Source organism: Demequina silvatica (genome assembly GCF_000971215.1).
GTDB lineage: Bacteria > Actinomycetota > Actinomycetes > Actinomycetales > Demequinaceae > Demequina > Demequina silvatica.
In genome coordinates, this window is record NZ_BBMA01000002.1 from 1 (window position 1) to 21,991 (window position 21,991).

The following is a 21,991-nucleotide window of genomic DNA, read 5'->3' on the forward strand; positions in this document are numbered from 1 at the left end:
GATCCGGGCTGTTCGCACGGCGTGGCGCGCGTGAATCCGTGCGGAGCGTATTGATCCCGAGACGAATGGCGACCGGTACCGGGGGCATCGTCCCCGGTAGGTTGAAGCCATGACGGACGCCCCCTACGCCGACGACCTGCTGCTCGCCCTTGCGATCGCGGACGAGGTGGACCGCCTCACCCTCGCGAACTTCGCGACCGGGGAGCTCACGGTCGAGACCAAGCCCGACGACACGCCGGTGACCGCGGTGGACCGGGCCGCCGAGCGGATCGCGCGCGACGCCATCGCGCAGCACCGCCCGGAGGACGCGTTCGTGGGCGAGGAGTACGGCACCACCGGCACGGCCGCGCGCCGGTGGGTGGTGGACCCGATCGATGGGACCAAGAACTTCATCCGCGACGTACCCGTGTGGGCGACGCTCATCGCGCTGCTCGACGGGGACGACGTGGTGGTGGGCGTGGTGAGCGCGCCCGCGCTGCACCGGCGCTGGTTCGCGGCGCGCGGCCAAGGGGCGTGGCTGGGGGCCTCGGAGGCGACCGCGCGGCGGATCACCGTGTCGGGCGTCGACGCGCTGGGCGAGGCCTCGCTGTCCTACTCGGACCTGTCGGAGTGGCGGGAGTTCGGCCGGTTGGACGCCTTCATGGGCCTCATGGACGCCGTGTGGCGCACCCGCGGGTACGGGGACTTCTGGAGCTACATGATGGTCGCGGAGGGCGCCGTCGACATCGCCGTCGAGCCCGAGCTCGAGCTGTACGACATGGCCGCGCTGGTGCCGATCGTCGAGGAGGCGGGCGGCCGCTTCACCGGCGTCGACGGCACGCCTGGCCCGCACGGCGGCAACGCGCTGGTCACCAACGGCCTGCTCCACGACGAGGTGCTGCGCCGCCTCGCCTGACCGCGCCGCGCGAGTCAGGCCGGCTTGAGGTGACGCAGCTCCGAGGAGTCGTACCAGAGCAGGTCGCGCTCCTCGAGGGAGTCGAGCGCGTCCTCGTCCCCGCCGACCGCGGCGCGCACATCCCCGGCGGCATCCGCCTCGTCGACGAAGGCGCACGCGATCGCGGAGGCGGGGATGCGCCCCTGCACGCGCACCGCGGCGGGATGCAGGTCGGGGTCCGCCTCGCATTCGGCGCGCGTGAGCTCCGCGACCACCACCACGCGCAGCGGCGACCCGACCTCGATGACGGACGCGCGGGCGGCGACGTCCCGGGCGATCTCCGCGAGCTCGTCCGCGTCGTCGGAGTCCACGATCTCGAGCAGGCGCTCCGTCACCGCGTAGGCGATCGGCGGCTCCCACAGCCCGTCGGCACAGCGAGGAAGGTCATCGACGGTGGCGGGGATGTACACGCGCATGCCGTCAGTCTGTCACCGTCGCGGGCGCGCCACGCGAGGCGCGCGCGTCGGTCACCACGGCCGCGCCCATGGACGCGATCGCGCGCCGGAGCGGCGACCGCGGGGCCGCCTCCGCGAGCGTGCGGCCGTCCCGCGCGGCGGCGTCGCACGCGCGCGGATCCCACGGCAGCGGCCACACCTCGCTGACGCCCGCGTGCCGACCGAGCGCCGCCGCGATCGCGTCCTCGGGCCGGGCCCCGGCGACGGAGGCGCGGATGCGGTTGACCGCCACCACCGGCGTGGGTCCCTCGCGGTCGAGCAGCAGGTGGACCAGACGCACCAGCTGGTGCGGCTCGGCTCCCCCGACCGCGATCACCGCGTCCGCCTCGGCGAGGCCCGCGAGCGTGGCATCGTCCCTGCGCGGGCCCATGGTCGCGGGGCCCGCGCCCGCCTCCGCGGCGGCCGCGACGTCGAGCACCACCACGTCCGCGACCGCCCGCAGCGCCGGCCACAGCCGCTCGAGCGCGGGCGCCGTGACCTCGGGCCAACGCGCCGCGCGCGTGAGGCCCGTGACCACGCGCAGCCGCGGCTCCACCTCGAGCGCATGGCGCTCCAGCAGCGAGCCAGGGTCCTCGCCGCGCGCGGCTGCGCGGGCGACCGAGGCGATGCCCGGCGCCTCGTCGGCGAGGCCCAGCATCGAGGAGATCGACGCGCCGTACGTGTCCAGGTCGACCAGCAGCACGCGCTCCCCGGCGAGCGCCGCCTCGGCCGCGAGGTTGACCGCGACCGTGGTACGGCCCGGCGCCCCGCCCGTGCCCCATACGGCGACCACCACGCCGTCGCCCGGCGTGGGCGGCGGCAGGAACTCGGGCGCGGGCGTGTCGACGGCGGCGAGCACCGCCTCGGCCAGCTCACCGTCCGCGACGGCGATGCCCAGCGCCTCGAGCCGGGGCGCGGCACCGACGCCGACGATCCCGGCGCCCGCCTGCCGCATCGCGGCCACCGCGTCCGCGTCGAGATGGGGCTGCTCGGACAGCACCACCACGGTGCCCAGCCCGGCGCGCACCACCGCGACGGCCTCGGCGAGGTCCGCGCAGCGCCGCACCACCGTGAGGCGGGGGTGCGCGTCCACCTCCGCGACCACGCGCACCTCCGCGTCGCCGCGCACCGCCACCACCACGCCGAGCGGCGCGCTCACGCGGTCCCCACCACCGCGACCTCGGCGGCGCCGGACAGGGCGTCGAGCAGCAGGCCCACCTGGTCCGCAGGCACCACCACGTAGACGGTCTCGCCGCCGAGCCCGAAGGATCCCTCCTCGCGGTCGACCGCGGAGACGGGCAGCGACTCCCCGACGCGCTCGGAGGAGCCGGCCTCGGGCGTCACCCAGACGTCGACCACCGAGCCCGCGTCCACGCCCTCCGCGACCGGCGCCGTGGTGACCACCGCGACGGGGCGCCCGTCGACGTCCTCGCGCGCGGCCACCGCGCCGGCGGGCACCAGCTCGCCCGCGCCCACGGCGCGCGTCACCACCGCCCCGAACGGCGCCTGTTCCGGCGCCTCGAGGTAGCCGTCGCCCACGCGCACGTGCGCGACCGCGAGGTTGGACTCGTCCAGCACCGTGCCAGGAGCAAGGTCCGTCGCGGCGGCGTACACGGGCGCCGTGCGGTCCGCGCCGCGCAGCAGCGCGGCCACGCCGATCACCGCCACCACGATCAGCAGCACCCCGACGATGAGTCGGGGGTCGCGCCACCCCGGCGGCCTCAGCCTCGCGGCGACCGCCTGCACCTGCTCGCCCATCGGCACCCCCCCATTGCCGCCGGATACCGCCATCATGCCTGGTGAAAGCCTTCGCGTGAAGTCCTGTGGACAGCGGGCATGCGCGACGGCGCCGTGTCACAATGGCCGGGTGCCTCCGCGGTTCCTCAAGCTCAGCGACGTTCAGGAGATCCTCAACATCTCCTCGCCCCAGGCCTACGCCCTGGTGCGGTCGGGCGACCTCCCCGCGATCCAGGTGGGCGGACGCGGGCAGTGGCGCGTCGAGGAGGAGCAGCTCGAGGCGTACATCGCGCGCCAGTACGCGCTCGCCAAGGAGCACCTCAAGGAGCGCGAGACCCGCTGACCCGGCCCTAGCGGGCGCGCACCGAGAGCAGCGCGGCTGACGCGATCGCGACCGGCCCCGCGTCCGTCATCAGGTCGAGGTGGTCGGCGCCCACCGCCCCGATGTACCCGCGCCAGCGCCCGCCGTCCGTCTCGACCGTGACGGCGAGACCCGGCTCGGCCAGCTCGCGCAGCGCCGCGGCCACCGTGAGCCGGCGCCGCACCTCGCCGAGCACCGCCGCGGCATGCCCCAGGCCGTCCGCCGCCGCCACCGCGGCGAGCGGCACCAGCACCTGACCGTCGCCGGCGTCGATCAGCACCCACGCGCCCGCGACGTCGGCGACCGTGCCGCGCACCTCCGTGCCGCCGCGCAGGACCAGGCGCACGGGACCGCCGTGGTGCGCCGCGAGGCGCCCGGCGAGCGTGACCGACGCGCGCTCGTCGCGCGTGCGCTCCTCGATCTCGACGTCGACGTCGGCGCGCTCGGCCGCCTCGAGCCTCGACTCGAGGTCCGCGAACAGCAGCTCCCAACGCATGGCGCCACGCTAGCGCCCGCGTCCACAGGCCGCCCGTTCCGGTGGACAAATCGGACAGCACTGAGATACACCAGGTGATAGCAAACACCATCAAACAACATCTAACGGGAGCAAATCATGCAGACGGAGGGGACGATGCGGGGGCCGGGGACCACGGGCACGCCGCGGCGGTCGCGGGCCGGCACGGGCGCGGCCTGGGCGTCCCTCGCCGGGACGGCGGCGGCCCTCGGGGCTGCCACCGCGGCGTCCGCGCTGGCGTGGCAGACGGCGCAGCGCGTCGACTGGCGGATGTGGTCCGCCGCCGACGCTGTGCTGGTGGGCGCGGGCGCGGTGGCCGCGCTCGCTGCGACGCGGTTCCTGATCGAGGTCGCCGCCGCGCTCGGCGCGATCGCGCGCGGCGTCGCGGCCCCGCGCTGGACCGGCCGCCTCGCGCGGGCCACCGCGGCGGCGCTCGCCGCCACCCTGCTCGGGGCCGGCGCCGCGCAGGCCGCGGACCCTCCCCCCTCCGCGGGCTGGCTCCCCGCCCAGGGCGCCGCCGCGTCCGTCCCCTGGACCCCGGCGACGGAGACGCCCGGCCCCGCGCGCATCGTCCCTACGCCCGCCCGTCCGGACCGGTCGCGGGAGCCAGGGGGCGCGGTCCACGTGGTCGCCCCCGGCGAGTCGCTCTGGTCCATCACCGCGGACGCGCTCGACACCGCGGAGGCGGCGGCGGTCGCGGAGGCCTGGCCCGCGCTCTACCGCGCGAACCGCGAGGCGATCGGCGAGGATCCGGGCCTCATCCACCCCGGGCAGCGGCTCGCGTTGCCCGCGCCCCTCACGGGCGGCGCACGGTGAGCGCCGAGCCGGCCTGGGCGCCGCGCCCGGCCCGCCGCGACGTGTACGGCCGCCGGCGGCCCACGCTCGGCGACCCGACGCCGTTGGCGTGCACCGTGGCCCTCACCGCGATCGAGGTGGCGCACGGCGGGGACGGGATCGACACGCTGCTGCGGTGGGTCACGCCGGAGGTGCGGGAGAGCCTCGCGCGTCAGCACTCGATCGCCAGGCGCACGGGCAGCCGGGGCGGCACCGAGGCGAGCATCCTGCGCGCCCGCGCGTGCCGGGTCTCGCGGGGCGCCGCCGAGATCGCTGCCGTCGCGATGATCGGCAGCCGCGCGCACGCCGTCGCGATCCGGCTCGAGGACCTGGCCGGACGGTGGGTCATCACGGTGCTCGACATCGGGTGAGCTCGGACGCGGCGAGGGCGGCACCCCTGTCGGGATGCCGCCCTCGTGGCGTCGGGGACGGGGCCTTACAGCTCCGCGTCCTCCTCGTTCTTGCCGTGGCACATCTTGTACTTGCGGCCCGAGCCGCACGGGCACGGCGAGTTCTTGCCCGCACCCTCGAACACGCGGCCGTCGTCCCACGGCTTGGGGCCGGAGGGCTGCGCCGGGGCCGCCACCTTCGCGGTGCCCGAGCCGTCCTGCGACGGACCGGAGAAGGTGAGCGCGCCCATGCGGGCCTGGACGGGCGAGCCGGCCGAGCCGCTCGCGGGCATCGCGGCCAGACGCTGCGGCGCGGGGCCGCCGGCGGCGGGCGCGGCCTTCGCGACGGCGGCGGCGGACTCGGGGGTCACCGCGGCACCGGGGGCGGGCTGCTCCTTCTTCTCCACCCGGTACAGGATCGAGACGGCCTGCTCCTTGATGGCGTCGGACATCGCCTCGAACAGCTGGTAGCCCTCGCGCTGGTACTCGATGAGCGGGTCACGCTGGCCCATCGCGCGCAGGCCGATGCCTTCCTTGAGGTAGTCCATCTCGTAGAGGTGCTCGCGCCACTTGAAGTCGAGCACCTGGAGGAGCACCTGGCGCTCGACCTGGCGCAGCACGTCCTCGCCCAGCTTGTGCTCGACGAACTGGTACTGCAGGCGGGCGTCCGCGACGAGCTCGCGCTCGAGGAACGCCGTCGACAGGCCGGAGAGGTCGCCCGCCTCGGCGATGACCTCCTCGATGTCGATCGACACCGGGTAGACCGAGCGGAGGTCCTTCCACAGCGCCTCGAGGTCCCAGTCGTCGGGCGAGCCGACCAGCGTCGCGGACCGCACGTACGCCTTCACGACGTCGTCGATGAAGCCCTGGATCTGCTCGTGCATGTCCTCGCCGTCGAGCACACGGCGGCGCTCGGTGAAGATGATCTTGCGCTGCGAGTTGAGGACGTCGTCGTACTTGAGGATGTTCTTGCGGATCTCATGGTTGCGGCCCTCGATCTGCGCCTGCGCGCTCTGCACGCCGCGCGTGAGGACCTTCGACTCGATCGGCATGTCGTCCGGCAGCGCCGCCGAGTTCATCACCGAGGCGGCGAGACCCGACTGGAACATCCGCATGAGGTCGTCCTCGAGCGACAGGTAGAACCGGCTCTCGCCCGGGTCGCCCTGACGGCCGGAGCGGCCGCGCAGCTGGTTGTCGATGCGGCGCGACTCGTGACGCTCGGTGCCCAGCACGTACAGGCCGCCGGCCTCGAGCACCTCGAGGCGCTCGGACTCGACGTCCTCCTTGGCCTTCGCGAAGACGTCCTTCCAGGCGGCCTCATACTCCTCGGGGTTCTCGTTCGGGTCGAGGCCGCGCTCCTGCATCTCGGCCACCGCGCGGAACTCGGGGTTGCCGCCCAGCATGATGTCGGTGCCGCGCCCGGCCATGTTCGTCGCGACCGTGACGGCGCCCTTGCGGCCCGCCTCCGCGACGATCGACGCCTCGCGCTCGTGCTGCTTCGCGTTGAGGACCGTGTGCACGATCCCGCGCTTGCGCAGCTCCTGCGACAGCTTCTCCGACTTCTCGACGGACACGGTGCCCACGAGCACCGGCTGGCCCTTCGCGTTCCGGCCGAGGATGTCCTCGATCACGGCGTCGAACTTGGCCTGCTCCGACTTGTACAGGAGGTCCGACTGGTCCTGGCGGATCATCGGGCGGTTGGTCGGGATCGGGATGACGCCCATGCCGTACGTCGAGTGCAGCTCGGCCGCCTCGGTCTGGGCGGTGCCCGTCATGCCGCCGATCTTCTCGTACTGACGGAAGTAGTTCTGCAGCGTGATCGACGCGTAGGTCTGGTTCTCCGCCTTGATCGGGACGCGCTCCTTGGCCTCGATCGCCTGGTGCAGGCCCTCGGAGTAGCGGCGGCCCTTGAGCAGGCGGCCCGTGTGCTCGTCGACGATGTCGACCTCGCCGCCCTGGACCACGTAGTCGCGGTCCTTGCGGAACAGCTCCTTGGCCTTGATCGCGTTGTTGAGGAAGCCGATCAGCGGCGTGTTGGCGGGGTCGTACAGGTTCTCGACGCCGAGCGCCTGCTCCACCTTGTCGATGCCGGGCTCGAGGATGCCGACCGCGCGCTTCTTCTCCTCGACCTCGTAGTCGACGTCGACCTCCATGTCCTTCACGAGGCGGGCGAACTCGACGTACCAGCGGTTGTTGTCGCCGGAGGCGGGGCCGGACACGATCAGCGGGGTGCGCGCCTCGTCGATGAGGATCGAGTCGACCTCGTCGATGATCGCGTAGTGGTAGCCGCGCTGCACCAGCTGCGAGGGCTGGAGCGCCATGTTGTCGCGCAGGTGGTCGAAGCCGAACTCGTTGTTGGTGCCGTACGTGATGTCGGCCTCGTACTGTTGGCGGCGCACGTCGGGCGACTGGTTGGCGACGATGCAGCCGGTGGTCATCCCGAGGAAGCGGAACACGCGTCCCATGAGGTCGGACTGGTACGACGCGAGGTAGTCGTTCACGGTGACCACGTGGACGCCCTTGCCGGCGAGCGCGTTGAGGTACGCGGGCAGCGTCGCCACGAGCGTCTTGCCCTCACCGGTCTTCATCTCGGCGATGTTGCCGTGGTGCAGCGCGCCGCCGCCCATGATCTGGACGTCGAAGTGGCGCATGCCGAGCGTGCGGCGCGAGGCCTCGCGCACCGCCGCGAAGGCCTCGGGCATGAGCGTGTCGAGCGACTCGCCGTCGGCGACGCGCTCCTTGAACTCGTCGGTGAGCGCGCGCAGCTCCTCGTCCGACATCGCCTCGTACGCCTCCTCGAGGGCGTTGGTGAGGGTCACCACCTTCTCGAGCCGGCGGAGCTCGCGCCCCTCGCCCATACGGATGATGCGGTCCATCAATGCCACGTCGCGCTCCTCGCAAGCCTGTACAGTCCCCGACCATCGTAGGCGGTCAGTGGATGCTCTCCGGCTCGTCTCGCTGTGGGCGCAACAGCACCACCGCGGTCGCCAGGAGCGCACCGCCGGCGGCCCCGCCCCAGCCCAGGCTCTCCTGCAGGACGATCGCGCCGAGCACCGCCGCCACCAGGGGCTCGAGCAGCGACACGATGGTCGCCACGAACGGCGGCACGGTGGCGAGGCCGCCCAGGTAGGCGACGTACGCGAGCGCGGTCGACACGATGCCGAGCGCGAGCGCGTATCCCCACGCGGTGGCCCCGGCGGGTGCGCCCCAGCCGAGCACCAGCGCGACGGGGATCAGCAGCACCCCGCCCGCCGCGAAGGACAGCGCGGTGAGCCGCGCGGCGCCCAGCCCGGGCACGGGCTCGCGGTTGACCACCGTCACCCCCGCGAAGGCGGCGCCGGTCACCACCGCGACCAGCACGCCCAGCAGCGCGCGATCGCCCACGCTCAGCGAGGATCCGAGCAGCGCCCCGAGGCCGGCGACCGCGAGGGCCAGCGCGAGCACGCGCCTCCCCGCCGGGCGGTCGCCGCGCCGCAGCCAGTCCCACAACGCCACCCACACGGGGGCCGAGCCGATCGCGACGAGCGTCGCGAGGCCCACGCCCGCGAGGGTGACGGCGGTGAAGTACAGCACCTCGAACACCGCGGTGAGCGAACCTGTCGCGAGGATGCGCACCACCATCGCCCGATCGAGGGACCGGAGCGCCAGGGCACGACGCGCCAGCAGCCAAGCCGTGAGCGCGACGCCCGCGATGAGCATGCGCCACATCGCGACCGAGGCGGGCGGGACGTCGCTCTCCTCCGCGAGGAGCGTCCCCAGCAGCCCGCCGGTGCCCCACAGGGTCGCGGCCAGGACGACGGAAAGGAAATGGCGGGGCTGCACCCGGCGAATCTAGCCGGAAGCAGCCCCGCCGCGACAGCGATCAGGCGGTCTCGCGAGACTCCTCGGTCTCGCCCTGCTCGAGGTGGATCACCCCGTAGGTCCAGCCGCGCCGGCGGTACACCGCCGAGGCCAGGCCGGTGTCCGCGTCATGGAAGAGGAAGAAGTCGTGACCCACCAGCTCCATCTGGTCGAGCGCGTCGGCGACGCTCATGGGCGCGGCCGCGTGGGTCTTGGAACGGATGACGATGGGGGTGCCGTCGATCGGGATCTCGCGGTGCGAGCCCTCCGGCGCGCCCTCCCACGCCTCGACGCTGGCGGCGCGCTCGTCGGCGTCGGCCGCGTCGGGCGCCGGCGCGGGCACCGTGTGCAGCCCGGCCTTGCCCTGGTGGCGGTGCGCCTTGCGCTCGTGCAGCTTGCGCAGCTGCTCCACCAGCTTCTGCATGGCTCCGTCGAGGGCCACGAAGCGGTCCTCCGCCGCGGCCTCCGCACGCACCACTCCGCGTCCGCGCACCGTGATCTCGACGCGCTCGCGGTCGTTGGCGTGCTTGGGATTCCTCTCATGGACCACATGAACGTCCGCTCGGGTCGCCCGAGGGGCGAGGGCTTCGACCTTCTCCATCTTCTCGAAGATCTTCTGCCGCATGTCCTCGGAGACCTTGGTGTGACGTCCCACGATGGCGATGTCCATGACGAAAACTCCTTCACTGTCGCTGGGGCCCCGCAGGGGCCAGGGGCAAGGTGGCGGCGCTTGTCACGCCTGCTGCATCACCTCCTCGCCATGAAGGTGTCCGACGTCCGTCGTCGTCCTGGACCTCCTACCCTAGCGCGCGTTCCGAGGGTGCGTCAGGGCCCTTCGCCCACTCCCAGCACTTTCCCAGGGGCCGGCGCGGACGCGAGCACGAGCGCCCCGATCGGCACCAGCCGCGAGCCCGCGAGCGCCGCCGCAGCGCGCGCCAGGGTGGCCCCGGTGGTGAGGACGTCGTCGACCAGCAGCACGGGCCGGAGCGCCGGCTGCCGCCACGCTGCCCCGCGGGTGCGCGCCGGGCCCGCGCGCCACCTGCCGCGGTCGCCGGAGCCGCGCGAGGCCCCGCTCGCCGGCGCCAGCGCGGCGACCGTCGCGGCGGGCACGCCTGCGTCCGCAAGGCCGGCGGCGGCCGCGCGGGCGAGCAGCAACGGGAGGTCCTCGCCGCGCCTGCGCGTGTGCGCGGCGCGGGCAGGGCACGGCACCACGGCGACGGGGGACGATGCGGCGGCCGGGTCGAGCGCCGCCGCCACCTCCCGCGCGGCCCGCCTCATCGCGGGGGCCAGCAGCGCGCCCAGGTCACGCCTGCCCTGGTCCTTCCACGCCGCGATGACGCCGTGCGTGGGCCCGTCCAGCTCCGCGATCGACCACGCGGGCAGGGCCGGCTCGACCGCGTCGAGGCGCGGCGCGCCGCTCTCGCACCGCAGCGGCGGCTCCCACCACGGCGCCTCGCACGCCTCGCACCACCGCACGTCCTGCTCCCCGCAGCCCGGGCACGCGACCGGCACCACGAGCCGCGCGAGACGTGCGACGGGCCCGGCCATGCACCCACGGTGGCACGGCAGGCCGTCCCGGCCCGCGCATCGTCCCCCCGCGGTGGAGGGACGGCCCCCGTCAGGGGGCTGGGGACATCAGCCGGCGTACGCGAGCTCGTCGACGCCGGTGGCGATCTGCGACCACCCGGTGCCCGCCCGCTCGCGCACGGTGCCGTCCCTCGACACGAGCGTGATGGACCGGTCGCCGTGGCGCGCGGAGATCGACACGGCGTCGGGCACCGCGGCCTCCTCCGTGGTGCGGCCGCCCACGGAGACCAGCCACAGCGGCGCGCTCTCGTCGCCCGAGGACGTGCCCAGCAGCGCCACCGTGAGGTCGTCGACCCAGATGGCGTCGATCGCGCGGCCCAGGTTGGCGCCCACCTGCAGCGGCTCGCCGATGCTGAGCGGCTCGCCCGTCTCGGAGCGCACCACCTCGGCGACCTCGGCGACCGTCTGGTTGCCGGCGCGGGACACCACCAGGACGCGGGCGCCATCGCGGGACGGCACCAGCTCCTCGACCGTGCGTCCCGCGAGCCAGCGCGCCTCGAGGTCCATGACGGTGCCGTCCTCGGCGACCGCGATGACGCCGTCCGGGTCCACGGCCTCGGAGGTCCACACCCAGCCGTAGCGGTCGAAGCTGGGGGCGACCAGCGCGGACCCCTGCGCGAGCGTGGTCACCTCCATGGTGCCCTGGGCGCGGCCGGCGTCGTCGACCGGGATGAGGTCGGGGGCGCCGCCGGCCAGGGCGTCGGATGCGACGATCGCCGTGCCGCCCACGCGGAACGCGACACGAGTGCCGTCGTAGGAGGTGGCGAGCTCGTCGGAGCCGGCGGGAAGGGCGCCGACGCCGTCCGGCACCACGCGGAGCTGGTCGCCGTCCCACAGGCCCAGGCGGTCGTCGATGAACACGGCCGCGACGCTCTCGGGCACGGGCTCGCGGGACAGGGTGTCCGCCTCCTCCGTGACCAGCGGGACGCCCGCCACGGTCACGTCGACGTCGCGGATGCCGGGCAGCGCGGTGAGGGTGAGGCGCAGCTGCTGCTCCGCGAGCGCGCGCTGGGCGGGGGTGCCGGCGGACTGGGACGCGAGCTGCACCGCGGCGACGCCGTCGGTCACCACCACCGAGTCCACCGCGAGCGCGGAGCCGGTGGGGAAGCCGGTGGTGACGGCGTTCGCGAGCCACGGCGACGGTCCCTCGACCAGCTCGCGCGCCGCCCACGTGGCCACGTTGGTCTGCGGCAGCCACCGCAGCTCGGGCACCACGGTGGTGCCGTCCGCGGAGGCGAACACCAGCGACACGGGCAGGAACACGCGGTTGAAGGTGGCCTCCGCGAGCAGCGAGCCGTCGTCGAGACCCGAGATGCGCCACTGCGCCCCCACGTCCTGCGACACCTCGAACTCGAGCTGGGACTGGGTGCCGGCCTCGGCCTCGACCATGCGGCCCGCCTCGTCGAGCCACGCGGCCACCGGCACCGAGTAGACCACCCGGCCCGCGCCTTCGTCGTAGTCGGGGGTGAGCGCGCCGGAGTCGTAGACCGTGACCTGCGCGAGCGGGTCCCACTGGTTGCGCGCCGGCACCGTCAGGTACTCGCGCGCCACCGAGAAGTCGGAGGCGAAGCCCGCCGCGGTGGCCTGGATGAAGCCGGACACGGTGGCGTTGACGCTGTCGCCGATCTGCGGCCCCTCGGCGAACGGCACGATGGGCTCGGCGCCCTCGACCTCGCCCGTGCCCTCGGACACCGGGCCGGACGTCGGGATCGACGCGCACGCGCCGAGCGCCAGCGCGCATGCCGCGCCCAGCGCGGCCAGCCTCATCCTCACGGGGCCACCTCCCTGCGGTCGGACTCGAGCGGGATGCGCTGAGCGATGGTGCCGTAGTCGAGCTCGGCGATGACGAGCGGCAGCGGCGGGTGCTGGCCTAGGCCGCGCGACGTGCGCGGCAGCTGGAGGCGGAAGCTCGCGCCCTTGCCCGGCAGGCCCCACGCCTCGAGCTTGCCGCCGTGGAGCTGCGCGTCCTCGCGCGCGATCGACAGGCCCAGACCGGTGCCGCCCATGGTGCGCGCGCGGGCCGCGTCCGCGCGCCAGAAGCGGTCGAACACCCGCTGCGCCTGCTGGGGCGTGAGGCCGATGCCGTAGTCGCGCACCACCACCGCGACGGCGCGCTTGCTCGAGGACACCACCACGTCGACCGGGTGGCGCTGCGCATGCTCGATCGCGTTCGACAGGAGGTTGCGGACGATCCGCGCGACCCGCGGGCGGTCCATAGACGCGACGTGGTCGCCCTTGGCGACCCACAGCCTCAGCTCGACGCCCTGGCTGCGGGCGGGCGGCACCATCGCCTCGACCTGGTCGCGCACCACGTCCGCGAGGGACATGTCGTCGAACTCGAGCTGAGCCGCACCGGCGTCGATGCGGGAGATCTCCAGCAGGTCGGACAGCAGCGACTCGAAGCGGTCGATCTGCGTGTTGAGCAGCTCCGCGGAGCGCGCGACCTCGGGCGGGAACCCCTCCCGCGAGTCGTAGAGCAGGTCGGAGGCCATGCGGATGGTGGTGAGCGGCGTGCGGAGCTCGTGCGACACGTCGGACACGAACCGCCGCTGGAGCCGCGACAGCTCCTCCATGCGGGTGATCTGGCGCTGCAGCGACTCCGCCATCTCGTTGAAGGTGCGCGCGAGCGTCGCCATCTCGTCCTGGCCGCGCACGGTCATGCGCTCCGACAGGATCCCCTCCGCGAGCCGCGACGCGACCCGTGCGGCGTGGCGCACCGGCCGCACCGTCTGCCGCGTGACCTGGTACGTGAGCACGCCCAGCAGCGCCATGAGCGCGATCGCGCCCACGATGAGGACGCGCTGGATCAGCAGCAGGGTCGCCTGCTCGTCCGCGAGCGAGTACACGAAGTACAGCTCGTACTCCCCCGCGACCCGGATGGTGAACGGGACGCCGACCACCACGCCCGGGTCGCCGGTGTCGGGGAGCGCGACGAACTGCCACGACTGCGGGTCCCCGGCCTGCACCGCGGCGCGCATCTCCGGGGTGATGACCTCCACGAGGCTCGTGTCGGTGACGGGCGTCGACAGGATCACGCCCGAGGTGTTGGCCGGGTCGCGCAGCAGCACGAGCCCGCGGGAGTTGCCGCCGATGGTGCCGAGCGTGTCGAACAGGTCGTAGGCCAGCTGCTGCAGGTCGCCCGAGCTCTCGGCGGTCGACGCGTCGACGTTCTCCTGCGCGCTGGCCGCGTCCCGCGCGGACTCCGCGAGGATCCGGTCCACGCGCGTCTGCACCAGCCCGTCGCGGATCTGGGTGCTGATGAGCGCGCCGATGACGATGACCGCGCCCAGACCCAGGACCGTGGTGGTCGCAACCACCCGCAGCAGGAGCGACCCTCGGAATCGGCGCCAGACCCGTCGCGGGCCCCTCGCCAGGTTCGCCCACAGGGAGCGGGGGGTGAACCTCACGGCAAGACGCCACCCGCCTTGTAGCCGACGCCGCGCACCGTGAGGATGATCTCGGGGTTCTCCGGATCGCGCTCCACCTTCGCGCGCAGCCGCTGGATGTGGACGTTGACCAGGCGGGTGTCCGCCGCGTGGCGGTAGCCCCACACGTCCTCGAGGAGGACCTCGCGGGTGAACACCTGTCCCGGGCTGCGCGCGAGCGTCACCAGCACGTCGAACTCGAGCGGCGTCAGCGGGATCATCTCGCCGTCGCGCGTCACCCGGTGGCCGGTCACGTCGATCTCGAGGTCCGCGACCCGCACCACGGCGGGCGTCGCGTTGTCGTTGCGGCGCAGGCGCGCCCGCACCCGCGCGATCAGCTCGCGCGGCTTGAACGGCTTGGGCACGTAGTCGTCCGCGCCCGACTCGAGTCCCAGCACCACGTCGACCGTCTCCGACTTCGCCGTCAGCATGATGATCGGCACACCCGACTCCGCGCGGATCTCCCGACAGATGTCGATGCCCGACCTGCCGGGCAGCATCAGGTCGAGCAGGATCACGTCAGGGTTGGTCGCGCGGAACGCCGCCACCGCCTCGTCGCCGTGGTCGCAGAACACCGTCTCGAAGCCGTCGCCGCGCAGCACGATGCCCAGCATCTCGGCCACGGCAGGGTCATCGTCGACCACCAGGATCTTCGCCGTCATGCCCCCATTATGCAGAGGGGTTCGCCGGAGGCCTCGCAGCGCGTGGCAGGATGGGCGGGACCGCACGGAGAGGACGCCATGGAGGACCCCGCACCGGACCACGACTGGGCCGCCCCGACACCCGTCACCCCTGATACCGGCCCGGCCCCCGCATCGTCCCCCGCGCCCGTCCCTCCCACGTCCGCGTGGCCGGCTCCGCCCGTGCCGCCGGGTGCGGCGCCGGCCTGGCAGCCGGCCCCCGCACCCCGTGCCGCGGCCCCCACCTCCGCGTCCTGGCAGCCCGGCTTCATGCCGCTGCGCCCGCTCGGCTTCGCGGACCTGCTGGGCCTGCCGTTCCGGGCGATGCGCTACAACCGCGGCGTGATCGTCGGCGGGCCGCTGCTGCTCACGCTCGCCACGACGGTGCTCACCACGGCCGCGATGTGGCTGCTGTTCACCGACCCGTCGCTCGCGCTCACGGATCCGCTGTCGCAGGGCGACTCGATCGGCGTCGGCACGGTGGCCGTGTTCGTCCTCGCGATCGTCGCGGCCCTGCTCGCGGACGTGTTCTCCAGCGCCGTGGTCGCGCCCGGGGTCGCGCGCGGCGCGCTCGGCGAGCGGATCCGGCTCAAGGAGGCGTGGCGCGCGGTGCGGCCCCGGATCGGCTCGCTGCTGCTGCTGTACCTGCTGGCGACGCTCGCGCTGCTGGTCGCGATCGCCGTGGGCGCGATGCCCCTGATCATCGCGATCGCGGCGGAGAGCGTCGGGTGGATCGTGGTCGGCGTGCTCGTGGTGCTGGCGGTGGCGCTGCCGGCGGGCTTCATGGTCACGCTCATCGGCGGCATCTCGCGGCCGATCATCGTGCTCGAGCGCCGCGGCGCGATCTCCGCGATCGGGCGCGCCGTACGCCTCCTCAAGGGCCGCTTCTGGTGGTCGGTGCTGGTGGTGTTCGTCGCCGCCACCCTCATCGGCATCGTGTCGAACGTGGTGAGCCAGGTGGGCGGCTTCGCCGCGCTGGCCGTCACGCTCATCGCGCCCGACAACCTGCTGGTGCTCGGCATCGCGTTCGCGTTCGTGACCGCGCTGTCGCTGGTGATCTCCTACGTGCTCGCCTACTCGTACCTCGGCTCGCTGTTCGCGCTCGTGCTCATCGACCTGCGCATCCGCCACGAGGGCTTCGACCTCACGCTCGCCGAGGCCGCCGAGGCGCGGCGCCGGTGAGCCTCGACGCCCCTCCCCTCGCCCCCGACGCGGACACCGCGCGCCGGTGGGCCGTCGAGGAGCTCGCGAAGGACGAGTACCGCGAGGGCGGCGCCTCGTGGCTCGAGCGGATCACCACCTGGTTCCAGAACCTGCTCGACGGGATCGGCGGGGGGATAGGCGGCGCCGCCGGACCCGTCGGCATCCTCATCGCCGTGCTCGTGGGTGCCGCCCTCGTGGCGCTGATCCTGTGGCTGGTGGTCGGGCCGATGCGCCGCAGCCGCCGCGCCGACGCGGAGGCCACGCTCTTCGACGACGACCGCGACGCGGACGCGATCGCGGCGGCCGCGAGGGCCGCGGCGCGCGCGGGCGACTGGACCACCGCGACCCTCGACCTCTACCGCGCCCTGGTGCGCCGCCTCGCCGAGCGCGACGTCATCGCGCTCGGCCCGGGCCTCACCGCGGCCGAGGCGGCGGGGCAGGCCGCCGCGGCGCTTCCCCCGCTCGCGCCCCGCCTCCATGCCGACGCCGATGCGTTCGACGGCATCCGGTACGGGCACGTGCCGGCGACGGAGGCGACCTACGCCCACGTCCTCGAGACGATGCGGGCGTGCGAGGACGCGCGCCCGCGCCTGGCCGCGGCGGAGGCGCCGTGACCGCGCCGGCCCCGCTCCACACCGCCGCCCCCGGTACCGGGCTGCGCGCACGCGCGCGTCGCGGACGCCTCGGGATCGTCGCCCTGGCGCTGCTGTGCGGGCTGGTCGCGATCCTGGTGATCGGGTCCCGGCCCGGCGACTACGTGCCGCTGTCCACGGAGAACTCGACCCCGAGCGGGGCGCGGGCGGTCGCGCAGATCCTGCGCGGCCACGGCGTCGAGGTGCGCCAGGTGGACGCGCTCGCCCGCGCCGCCGTGCGGGAGCCCGACGCGACCACCGTGGTGGTCGCGAACGCCGCCCTCCTCACCGGCGGCCAGGTGCGCTCCCTGGTCGAGTACCCGGGCGACGTGGTCCTGCTCGGCGAGTCCGGCGCGGCGCTCGTCCCGCTGGGGATCGACGCGACCGAGGAGGCCATCCTGGTCCCGCGGACGGTCACGGCGGCCTGCGAGGACCCGGACGCCGTCGCCGCGGGCACCGCGCGCGTGGATCTCATCGGGCTCGTCGCGGACGGCACGGCCGCGACGCTGTGCTTCCCCCAGGGCGACGGCGTCTCCGCGTTCGCGCGCGTCGAGCAGGGCGGACGCACCGTGACCGCCATCGCGTCGTCGTCGCTGGTCACCAACGCTCAGCTCGACTCGGCCGGTCACGCCGCCCTCGCGGTGCGCAGCCTCGGCCGCCACGCCGACGTGGTCTGGTACGTCGCCGACGGCTTCGACCCCAGCCTGCTCACCTGGGCCGGCTCCGGCTCCGGCGAGGTGCCCACCGAGGTCGAGGCGACGCCCGACTTCCTCCCTCCCGGCACCGGCTCGGCGTTCTACGCGATCGCTCTGGCGGTGGCGGTCGCCGCGCTGTGGCGCGCGCGCCGGTTCGGCGCGCTCGTGAGCGAGCCGCTGCCCGTGGTGGTCCGCGCCTCCGAGGCGACCCGCGGCCGCGCACGCCTGTACCGGCGGGCCCGCGCGACCGGCCGCTCCGCCGCGTCGCTGCGCGCCGCGGCCGCGCTGCGCATGGGCCGCCGCCTCGGCGTGAGCCGCACCGACGGCCGCGACGCGCTGATCCGCGCCGTCTCGCGCGCTGCGGACCGCCCCGAGGCCGACGTCGACCGCCTGCTGTACGGACCCCCGCCGCACGACGATGCGGCCCTTCTCACCCTGATCTCCGAGCTCGACGCACTGGAAAGCGAGGTTCACCGACCGTGACCGAGACCCCCCCGACCTCCCCCGCCGAGGCGACCGCCGCTCAGGGCACCGCCACCCAGGCGACCGCCGCCGACCCGGCGGCCGCGACCGCGCCCGCCCCCGCATCGTCCACCGCCCGCGACGCCCTCGGGCGGCTGCGCACCGAGGTGGGCAAGGCCGTGGTGGGCCAGGACCAGATCGTCACCGGGCTGGTGATCGCGCTGGTGTGCCGCGGCCACGTGCTGCTCGAGGGCGTCCCCGGCGTCGCGAAGACCCTGCTGGTGCGGGCGCTCGCCGCCTCGCTCGACGTCGACACCAAGCGCGTCCAGTTCACGCCGGACCTCATGCCGGGCGACGTCACGGGCTCCCTGGTGTACGACGCGCGCACCGCGGCGTTCTCCTTCCGCGAGGGGCCGCTGTTCACCAACCTCATGCTCGCGGACGAGATCAACCGCACGCCCCCGAAGACGCAGTCCGCGCTCCTCGAGGCGATGGAGGAGCGGCAGGTCACCGTCGACGGCGAGGGGCGCCGCCTGCCGGACCCGTTCCTGGTGATCGCGACCCAGAACCCCGTCGAGTACGAGGGCACCTACCCCCTGCCCGAGGCGCAGCTGGACCGCTTCATGGTCAAGCTCACCGTGCCCATGCCGTCGCGCGACGCGGAGGCGGACGTGCTGCGCCGTCACGCCGCGGGCTTCGATCCCCGCGACCTCGCCGCCGCGGGCGTCCGGCCGGTCGCGACCATCGCCGACCTCGAGCGGGCGCGCGAGGAGGTCGCCGCGGTCGAGATCGCCGAGGACGTGCTCGGGTACATCGTGGACCTGTGCCGCGCGACCCGCGAGGCGCCCTCCGTGTCGCTGGGCGTGTCCCCGCGCGGCGCGACCGCGCTCATGCAGACCTCGCGCGCGTGGGCCTGGATGCGCGGCCGCACCTACGTGTCCCCGGACGACGTCAAGGCGCTCGCCGGATGGACCCTCGCCCACCGCATGCGCGTGCGCGCGGAGGCGGAGCTCGAGGGCGTCACCGCGACCTCGGTGCTCACGTCCGTGCTCGCGACGGTGCCCGTCCCCCGCTGACATGCACATCACCGGCTGGACGGTCGCGCTGGCGGCGCTCGGGGTGATCCCGGCGGCGCTGACGGAGTCGCGCACCACGGCGTGGGCCTGGATCATCGGCGTGGGGGTCCTCGCGCTGCTGGACGTGTGGCTCGCGGCGCCGACCTCGTGGGTCGGGGTGCGCCGCGGCACGCCCGGCTCGGTGCGGCTCACGCAGTCGACGCACGCCACGCTGCTGGTCGCCAACGTGGGCAGGCGCCGGGTGCGCGGCGTGGTGCGCGACGCGTGGCAGCCGTCCGCCGGCGCCACCGGCGAGCGGCACGCCTTCGCGCTCCGGCCGGGCGAGTCCGAGACCTTCCGCACGTCCCTGCTCCCGACGCGCCGCGGCGACCGGCTCGCGGGGCCCGTCACCGTGCGCACGGTGGGCCCGCTGCGGCTCGCGGGGCGCCAGCGGTCCTTCGAGGCGCCCGCGCGCCTGCGGGTGCTGCCGGAGTTCGCGTCCCGCCGCCACCTCCCGTCACGCCTGGTGCGGCTCAGGGAGATCGACGGCCGCACCGCGGTGCGCCTCAAGGGCGCGGGCTCGGAGTTCGACTCGCTGCGGGAGTACGTGGTGGGCGACGACGTCCGCGCGATCGACTGGCGCGGCACCGCCCGCCGCGGCGAGGTGGTGGTCCGCACCTACCGTCCCGAGCGGGACCGGCGCGTGGTGATCGCGCTCGACAGCGCCCGCCTGTCCGCGGCACGCGTGGGCGAGGCTCCCCGGCTCGACGCCTCCATCGAGGCGGCGCTGCTGCTCGCGGCGCTCGCGTCGCACGCGGGCGACCGCGTGCAGGCCACCGCGTTCGACCGGACCGAGCAGGCGCGCGCGGCGTCCAGCGGCTCGCAGATGGTCGCGGCGCTCGCCGACGCCCTCGCGACGGTCGAGCCGTCGCTGCTCGAGCCGGACTGGCCCGCGCTGGTGCGCCTGGTCGAGTCGCGCGTGTCGCAGCGGTCCCTGGTGGTGCTGCTCACCACTGTCGACACGTCCGCGATGGACTCGGGCCTCATCGAGGCCGTCGTGGCGCTGCAGCGCAAGCACCAGGTGCTGGTGGGATCCGTGGAGGACCCGGAGCTGGGCGAGATGATGGCCGGCCGTACCGACGCGGACGCGATCTACGACGCGGGCGCCGCGTCGCGCGCGATGCTCGAGCGCGAGGCGGTCGCGACGCGGCTGCGGCAGCTGGGCGCCGAGGTGGTGCTGGCCCTGCCCGACGACCTCGCGCCCGCGGTGTGCGACCGCTACCTCGCGCTCAAGGCGGCGGGGCGGCTCTAGGGGCGCCCGCGCGTCACCCCGCGAGCGCGACCTGATCGGTCGCGAAGTCCCCGGTGGAGTCCCCCGTGGCGCCCGCCCGCACGGCGGCGCGCCCGGCGATGAAGATGTACGCCCAGAAGGCCGCGACGGCGACCACGCCGATCGCAACCTTGAGCCACCACGGCATCCCGGACCCGGTGACGTAGCCCTCGATGAGGCCGGACACGAAGAGCGCGACCACCAGCCCGAGCGCGACCGCGATCGCCCCGCGCCCCTCCTCGGCGAGCGCCCGCCCGCGCGGGCGCGGACCCGGGACCAGCATGGTCCAGAACAGCCGCAGCCCGGTGCCCGCGGCCACGAACACGGCCGACAGCTCGAGCAGCCCGTGCGGGGAGATGAGCTGGAAGAACACGTCGAGCGCGCCGGCCTCCGCCATCACCGCGCCCGACACCCCGAGCTGGAGAACCGTGTTGTACATGAGGTACAGCGGGAACACGCCCGTGATGCCCAGCGCGATGCACTGCGCCGCGAGCCACGCGTTGTTGGTCCACACCATCGCCCCGAAAGAGGTCGAGTCGTACTCGGTGTAGTAGCTCGCGAACTCCTCCTCGGCGATCGCGGCGCGCACCTCGGGCGGCCCGATCAGCTCGAGCGCCTCCGGGTGCGTGAGCGTCCACCAGCCCGACAGGAACGCCAGCCCCACCACCGCCGCGGTCATGCCCACCGCCCACCAGCGCACGCGGTAGAGCGCCGCGGGCAGCGTCACGGCGAGGTAGCGGCGCGTGTCGCGGGTCGACACGGTGTGCGCACCCGTGAGCCACACGCGTGCGGACGCGAGCAGCACGGACAGCCGCGACACCACGGACGGCTCGGGCGCCGCGGACCGCACGGCCGCGAGGTCGCCGGCGGTGGCCTGGTAGAGGCGCGTGAGCTCGTCCGCCTCGGCGCCGGTGAGCCGTCGCGAGCGCGACAGCTCCTTGAGCCGCGCCCAACGCGCCTCGCGCACGGCGCCGAAGGAGTCGATGTCCACGCCGCTACGATGCCACAGGAGGCCGCAGCCAGGGAGGACGCATGACGGACGAGGACGAGATCCTCATCGGCGAAGGCGTGGTGCTCGACTCCGGCTCCGCCCCGCTGCCCCTGCGCATGCTGTCGGGGCTGATCGACCTGCTGGCGGTCTACGCCCTGCTGCTCGTGGGGCTCGGCGCTCTCGAGCGCGTCACGGGCGGACTCAACGACGCCTGGATCCGCTCCGTGCTGATCGTGTGGACGGTGGTCTGCCTGGTGCTGGTCCCGATGACCGTGGAGACCCTCTCCCGCGGCCGGTCCCCCGGCCGCTGGGCGGCCGGCCTGCGCATCGTCCGCGACGACGGCGGCCCGGTGAGCGTCCGCCACTCCGCGGCTCGCGCGCTGCTCGGCGTCCTCGAGATCTACGCGACCGCGGGGATGCTCGCCGTCACCGTCTCGGCGTTCGGCGCGCGCGGCAAGCGCATCGGCGACTACGTCGCGGGCACCTACGCGATGCGCACCCGCGGCGCGAAGCGCGCGCTGCCCCGGATCGCGATGCCGGTGGGGCTGGCCGGCTGGGCGAGCACCGCCGACATCACGCGGCTGCCCGACGGCCTCGCGCTCACCGCGCGCATGTTCCTCGCGCGCGCGCCGCAGATGCACGCCCCGTCGCGCGTGCGGGTGGGGTCGCGCCTGTCCGAGCAGTTCGCGACTCACGTCTCCCCGCTGCCGCCGGCCGGCACGCACCCCGAGGCGTTCCTTGCCGCCGTGCTGGTCGCGCGCCGCGACCGGGAGCAGGTGGTGGAGGAGGCCAGGATGGTGCGCGCCGTCCACGACGGCGACGCGCTGCGCCGCCTGCCGTTCGGCATCCCCGACGCGGAATGACCCGCGAGGGGACGATGCGCGGGCC

General features: G+C 74.6%; 22 protein-coding genes. 10 read left to right on the top strand and 12 right to left on the bottom strand.

All coding sequences use genetic code 11. The features are described 5' to 3' along the window. Nucleotides 1-109 precede the first annotated feature (109 nt). Nucleotides 110-895 carry a histidinol-phosphatase gene (hisN, locus tag AOM05_RS00010; RefSeq protein WP_062518589.1) on the top strand — a complete coding sequence of 262 codons (786 nt, stop codon included), beginning with the start codon at nucleotides 110-112 and terminating at the stop codon, nucleotides 893-895. Between the two features lie 14 nt (nucleotides 896-909). Here hisN and AOM05_RS00015 read toward each other — a convergent pair whose 3' ends face one another. From AOM05_RS00015 to AOM05_RS00025, 3 genes are read right to left on the bottom strand one after another with little or no spacing between them, the layout of a single operon-like run. Continuing rightward, a complete protein-coding gene (locus tag AOM05_RS00015; RefSeq protein WP_062518590.1) occupies nucleotides 910-1,350 on the bottom strand; it encodes a DUF6912 family protein in 441 nt (146 codons plus the stop codon). A 4-nt stretch (nucleotides 1,351-1,354) separates the two neighbouring features. Further along, complete coding sequence (locus tag AOM05_RS00020; RefSeq protein WP_062518591.1) at nucleotides 1,355-2,527, bottom strand: CpaE/TadZ family protein; 1,173 nt, start codon at nucleotides 2,525-2,527, stop codon at nucleotides 1,355-1,357. Then, entirely contained in the window at nucleotides 2,524-3,126 is a 603-nt protein-coding gene (locus AOM05_RS00025) for an SAF domain-containing protein (RefSeq protein WP_062518592.1), read from the bottom strand. The genes AOM05_RS00020 and AOM05_RS00025 overlap by 4 nt, the downstream gene beginning before the upstream one ends. A gap of 109 nt (nucleotides 3,127-3,235) precedes the next feature. Between AOM05_RS00025 and AOM05_RS00030 the strand changes: the two genes are divergently transcribed. Then, nucleotides 3,236-3,448, top strand: a complete 213-nt coding sequence (locus AOM05_RS00030) for a helix-turn-helix domain-containing protein (RefSeq protein WP_062291560.1) — start codon at nucleotides 3,236-3,238, stop codon at nucleotides 3,446-3,448. Nucleotides 3,449-3,455: 7 nt separating this feature from the next. Here AOM05_RS00030 and AOM05_RS00035 read toward each other — a convergent pair whose 3' ends face one another. Beyond that, complete coding sequence (locus AOM05_RS00035) at nucleotides 3,456-3,962, bottom strand: hypothetical protein (RefSeq protein ID WP_062518593.1); 507 nt, start codon at nucleotides 3,960-3,962, stop codon at nucleotides 3,456-3,458. A 117-nt stretch (nucleotides 3,963-4,079) separates the two neighbouring features. On the opposite strand from AOM05_RS00035, the gene AOM05_RS00040 reads away from it, so the two are divergent. Continuing rightward, complete coding sequence (locus AOM05_RS00040) at nucleotides 4,080-4,796, top strand: LysM peptidoglycan-binding domain-containing protein (RefSeq protein ID WP_062518594.1); 717 nt, start codon at nucleotides 4,080-4,082, stop codon at nucleotides 4,794-4,796. Next, the gene (locus AOM05_RS00045; protein ID WP_062518595.1) at nucleotides 4,793-5,185 is read left to right on the top strand and encodes an Rv3235 family protein; all 393 of its coding nucleotides are present in this window, start codon (nucleotides 4,793-4,795) and stop codon (nucleotides 5,183-5,185) included. The genes AOM05_RS00040 and AOM05_RS00045 overlap by 4 nt, the downstream gene beginning before the upstream one ends. Before the next feature lie 65 nt (nucleotides 5,186-5,250). Here AOM05_RS00045 and secA read toward each other — a convergent pair whose 3' ends face one another. The 7 genes from secA to mtrA form a co-directional block, all read right to left on the bottom strand. After that, a complete protein-coding gene (gene secA / locus AOM05_RS00050) occupies nucleotides 5,251-8,079 on the bottom strand; it encodes a preprotein translocase subunit SecA (protein WP_062518596.1) in 2,829 nt (942 codons plus the stop codon). A gap of 55 nt (nucleotides 8,080-8,134) precedes the next feature. Continuing rightward, nucleotides 8,135-9,025, bottom strand: coding sequence for a DMT family transporter (locus AOM05_RS00055; protein ID WP_062518597.1), 891 nt, complete (start codon nucleotides 9,023-9,025; stop codon nucleotides 8,135-8,137). Between the two features lie 40 nt (nucleotides 9,026-9,065). Then, the gene (gene hpf, locus AOM05_RS00060; RefSeq protein WP_062518598.1) at nucleotides 9,066-9,713 is read right to left on the bottom strand and encodes a ribosome hibernation-promoting factor, HPF/YfiA family; all 648 of its coding nucleotides are present in this window, start codon (nucleotides 9,711-9,713) and stop codon (nucleotides 9,066-9,068) included. Between the two features lie 155 nt (nucleotides 9,714-9,868). Then, on the bottom strand, nucleotides 9,869-10,591 hold the full coding sequence (locus tag AOM05_RS14050; protein ID WP_062518599.1) for a hypothetical protein: 723 nt from the start codon (nucleotides 10,589-10,591) through the stop codon (nucleotides 9,869-9,871). A gap of 87 nt (nucleotides 10,592-10,678) precedes the next feature. After that, nucleotides 10,679-12,397, bottom strand: coding sequence for an LpqB family beta-propeller domain-containing protein (locus tag AOM05_RS00070; RefSeq protein WP_062518600.1), 1,719 nt, complete (start codon nucleotides 12,395-12,397; stop codon nucleotides 10,679-10,681). Nucleotides 12,398-12,399: 2 nt separating this feature from the next. Further along, complete coding sequence (gene mtrB, locus AOM05_RS00075) at nucleotides 12,400-14,037, bottom strand: MtrAB system histidine kinase MtrB (protein WP_169746701.1); 1,638 nt, start codon at nucleotides 14,035-14,037, stop codon at nucleotides 12,400-12,402. Further along, nucleotides 14,034-14,717, bottom strand: a complete 684-nt coding sequence (mtrA, locus tag AOM05_RS00080) for an MtrAB system response regulator MtrA (protein WP_062518602.1) — start codon at nucleotides 14,715-14,717, stop codon at nucleotides 14,034-14,036. Before mtrA ends, mtrB begins: the two co-directional genes overlap by 4 nt. 78 nt (nucleotides 14,718-14,795) lie before the next feature. Here mtrA and AOM05_RS00085 point away from each other — a divergent pair, with 78 nt between their 5' ends. From AOM05_RS00085 to AOM05_RS00105, 5 genes are read left to right on the top strand one after another with little or no spacing between them, the layout of a single operon-like run. Next, nucleotides 14,796-15,917 (top strand): hypothetical protein, encoded by a 1,122-nt coding sequence (locus tag AOM05_RS00085; RefSeq protein WP_156164963.1) that lies wholly within the window; start codon nucleotides 14,796-14,798, stop codon nucleotides 15,915-15,917. Further along, nucleotides 15,914-16,552 carry a DUF4129 domain-containing protein gene (locus AOM05_RS14350; protein ID WP_062518604.1) on the top strand — a complete coding sequence of 213 codons (639 nt, stop codon included), beginning with the start codon at nucleotides 15,914-15,916 and terminating at the stop codon, nucleotides 16,550-16,552. The genes AOM05_RS00085 and AOM05_RS14350 overlap by 4 nt, the downstream gene beginning before the upstream one ends. Continuing rightward, on the top strand, nucleotides 16,549-17,748 hold the full coding sequence (locus AOM05_RS14500) for a DUF4350 domain-containing protein (protein WP_169746702.1): 1,200 nt from the start codon (nucleotides 16,549-16,551) through the stop codon (nucleotides 17,746-17,748). Before AOM05_RS14350 ends, AOM05_RS14500 begins: the two co-directional genes overlap by 4 nt. Then, nucleotides 17,745-18,803 (top strand): AAA family ATPase, encoded by a 1,059-nt coding sequence (locus AOM05_RS00100; RefSeq protein ID WP_062518606.1) that lies wholly within the window; start codon nucleotides 17,745-17,747, stop codon nucleotides 18,801-18,803. Before AOM05_RS14500 ends, AOM05_RS00100 begins: the two co-directional genes overlap by 4 nt. Nucleotide 18,804: 1 nt before the next feature. Beyond that, nucleotides 18,805-20,094 (top strand): DUF58 domain-containing protein, encoded by a 1,290-nt coding sequence (locus AOM05_RS00105; protein WP_062518607.1) that lies wholly within the window; start codon nucleotides 18,805-18,807, stop codon nucleotides 20,092-20,094. Between the two features lie 13 nt (nucleotides 20,095-20,107). On the opposite strand, the gene AOM05_RS00110 is transcribed toward AOM05_RS00105, so the two are convergent. Next, nucleotides 20,108-21,103: a stage II sporulation protein M gene (locus AOM05_RS00110; RefSeq protein ID WP_062518608.1), complete on the bottom strand. Its 996-nt coding sequence runs from the start codon at nucleotides 21,101-21,103 to the stop codon at nucleotides 20,108-20,110. A 41-nt stretch (nucleotides 21,104-21,144) separates the two neighbouring features. Here AOM05_RS00110 and AOM05_RS00115 point away from each other — a divergent pair, with 41 nt between their 5' ends. Continuing rightward, nucleotides 21,145-21,966 carry an RDD family protein gene (locus AOM05_RS00115; protein WP_062518609.1) on the top strand — a complete coding sequence of 274 codons (822 nt, stop codon included), beginning with the start codon at nucleotides 21,145-21,147 and terminating at the stop codon, nucleotides 21,964-21,966. The last annotated feature ends 25 nt before the right edge of the window (nucleotides 21,967-21,991 follow it).

Bases quoted from the DNA above. Each gene is read 5' to 3' on its own strand.
- hisN (WP_062518589.1), top strand. From the start codon at position 110: ATGACGGACGCCCCCTACGCCGACGACCTGCTGCTCGCCCTTGCGATC.
- AOM05_RS00015 (WP_062518590.1), bottom strand. From the start codon at position 1,350: ATGCGCGTGTACATCCCCGCCACCGTCGATGACCTTCCTCGCTGTGCC.
- AOM05_RS00025 (WP_062518592.1), bottom strand. From the start codon at position 3,126: ATGGGCGAGCAGGTGCAGGCGGTCGCCGCGAGGCTGAGGCCGCCGGGG.
- AOM05_RS00035 (WP_062518593.1), bottom strand. From the start codon at position 3,962: ATGCGTTGGGAGCTGCTGTTCGCGGACCTCGAGTCGAGGCTCGAGGCG.
- AOM05_RS00040 (WP_062518594.1), top strand. From the start codon at position 4,080: ATGCAGACGGAGGGGACGATGCGGGGGCCGGGGACCACGGGCACGCCG.
- secA (WP_062518596.1), bottom strand. From the start codon at position 8,079: ATGGACCGCATCATCCGTATGGGCGAGGGGCGCGAGCTCCGCCGGCTC.
- hpf (WP_062518598.1), bottom strand. From the start codon at position 9,713: ATGGACATCGCCATCGTGGGACGTCACACCAAGGTCTCCGAGGACATG.
- AOM05_RS14050 (WP_062518599.1), bottom strand. From the start codon at position 10,591: ATGGCCGGGCCCGTCGCACGTCTCGCGCGGCTCGTGGTGCCGGTCGCG.
- AOM05_RS00070 (WP_062518600.1), bottom strand. From the start codon at position 12,397: ATGAGGCTGGCCGCGCTGGGCGCGGCATGCGCGCTGGCGCTCGGCGCG.
- mtrA (WP_062518602.1), bottom strand. From the start codon at position 14,717: ATGACGGCGAAGATCCTGGTGGTCGACGATGACCCTGCCGTGGCCGAG.
- AOM05_RS00085 (WP_156164963.1), top strand. From the start codon at position 14,796: ATGGAGGACCCCGCACCGGACCACGACTGGGCCGCCCCGACACCCGTC.
- AOM05_RS00105 (WP_062518607.1), top strand. From the start codon at position 18,805: ATGCACATCACCGGCTGGACGGTCGCGCTGGCGGCGCTCGGGGTGATC.
- AOM05_RS00115 (WP_062518609.1), top strand. From the start codon at position 21,145: ATGACGGACGAGGACGAGATCCTCATCGGCGAAGGCGTGGTGCTCGAC.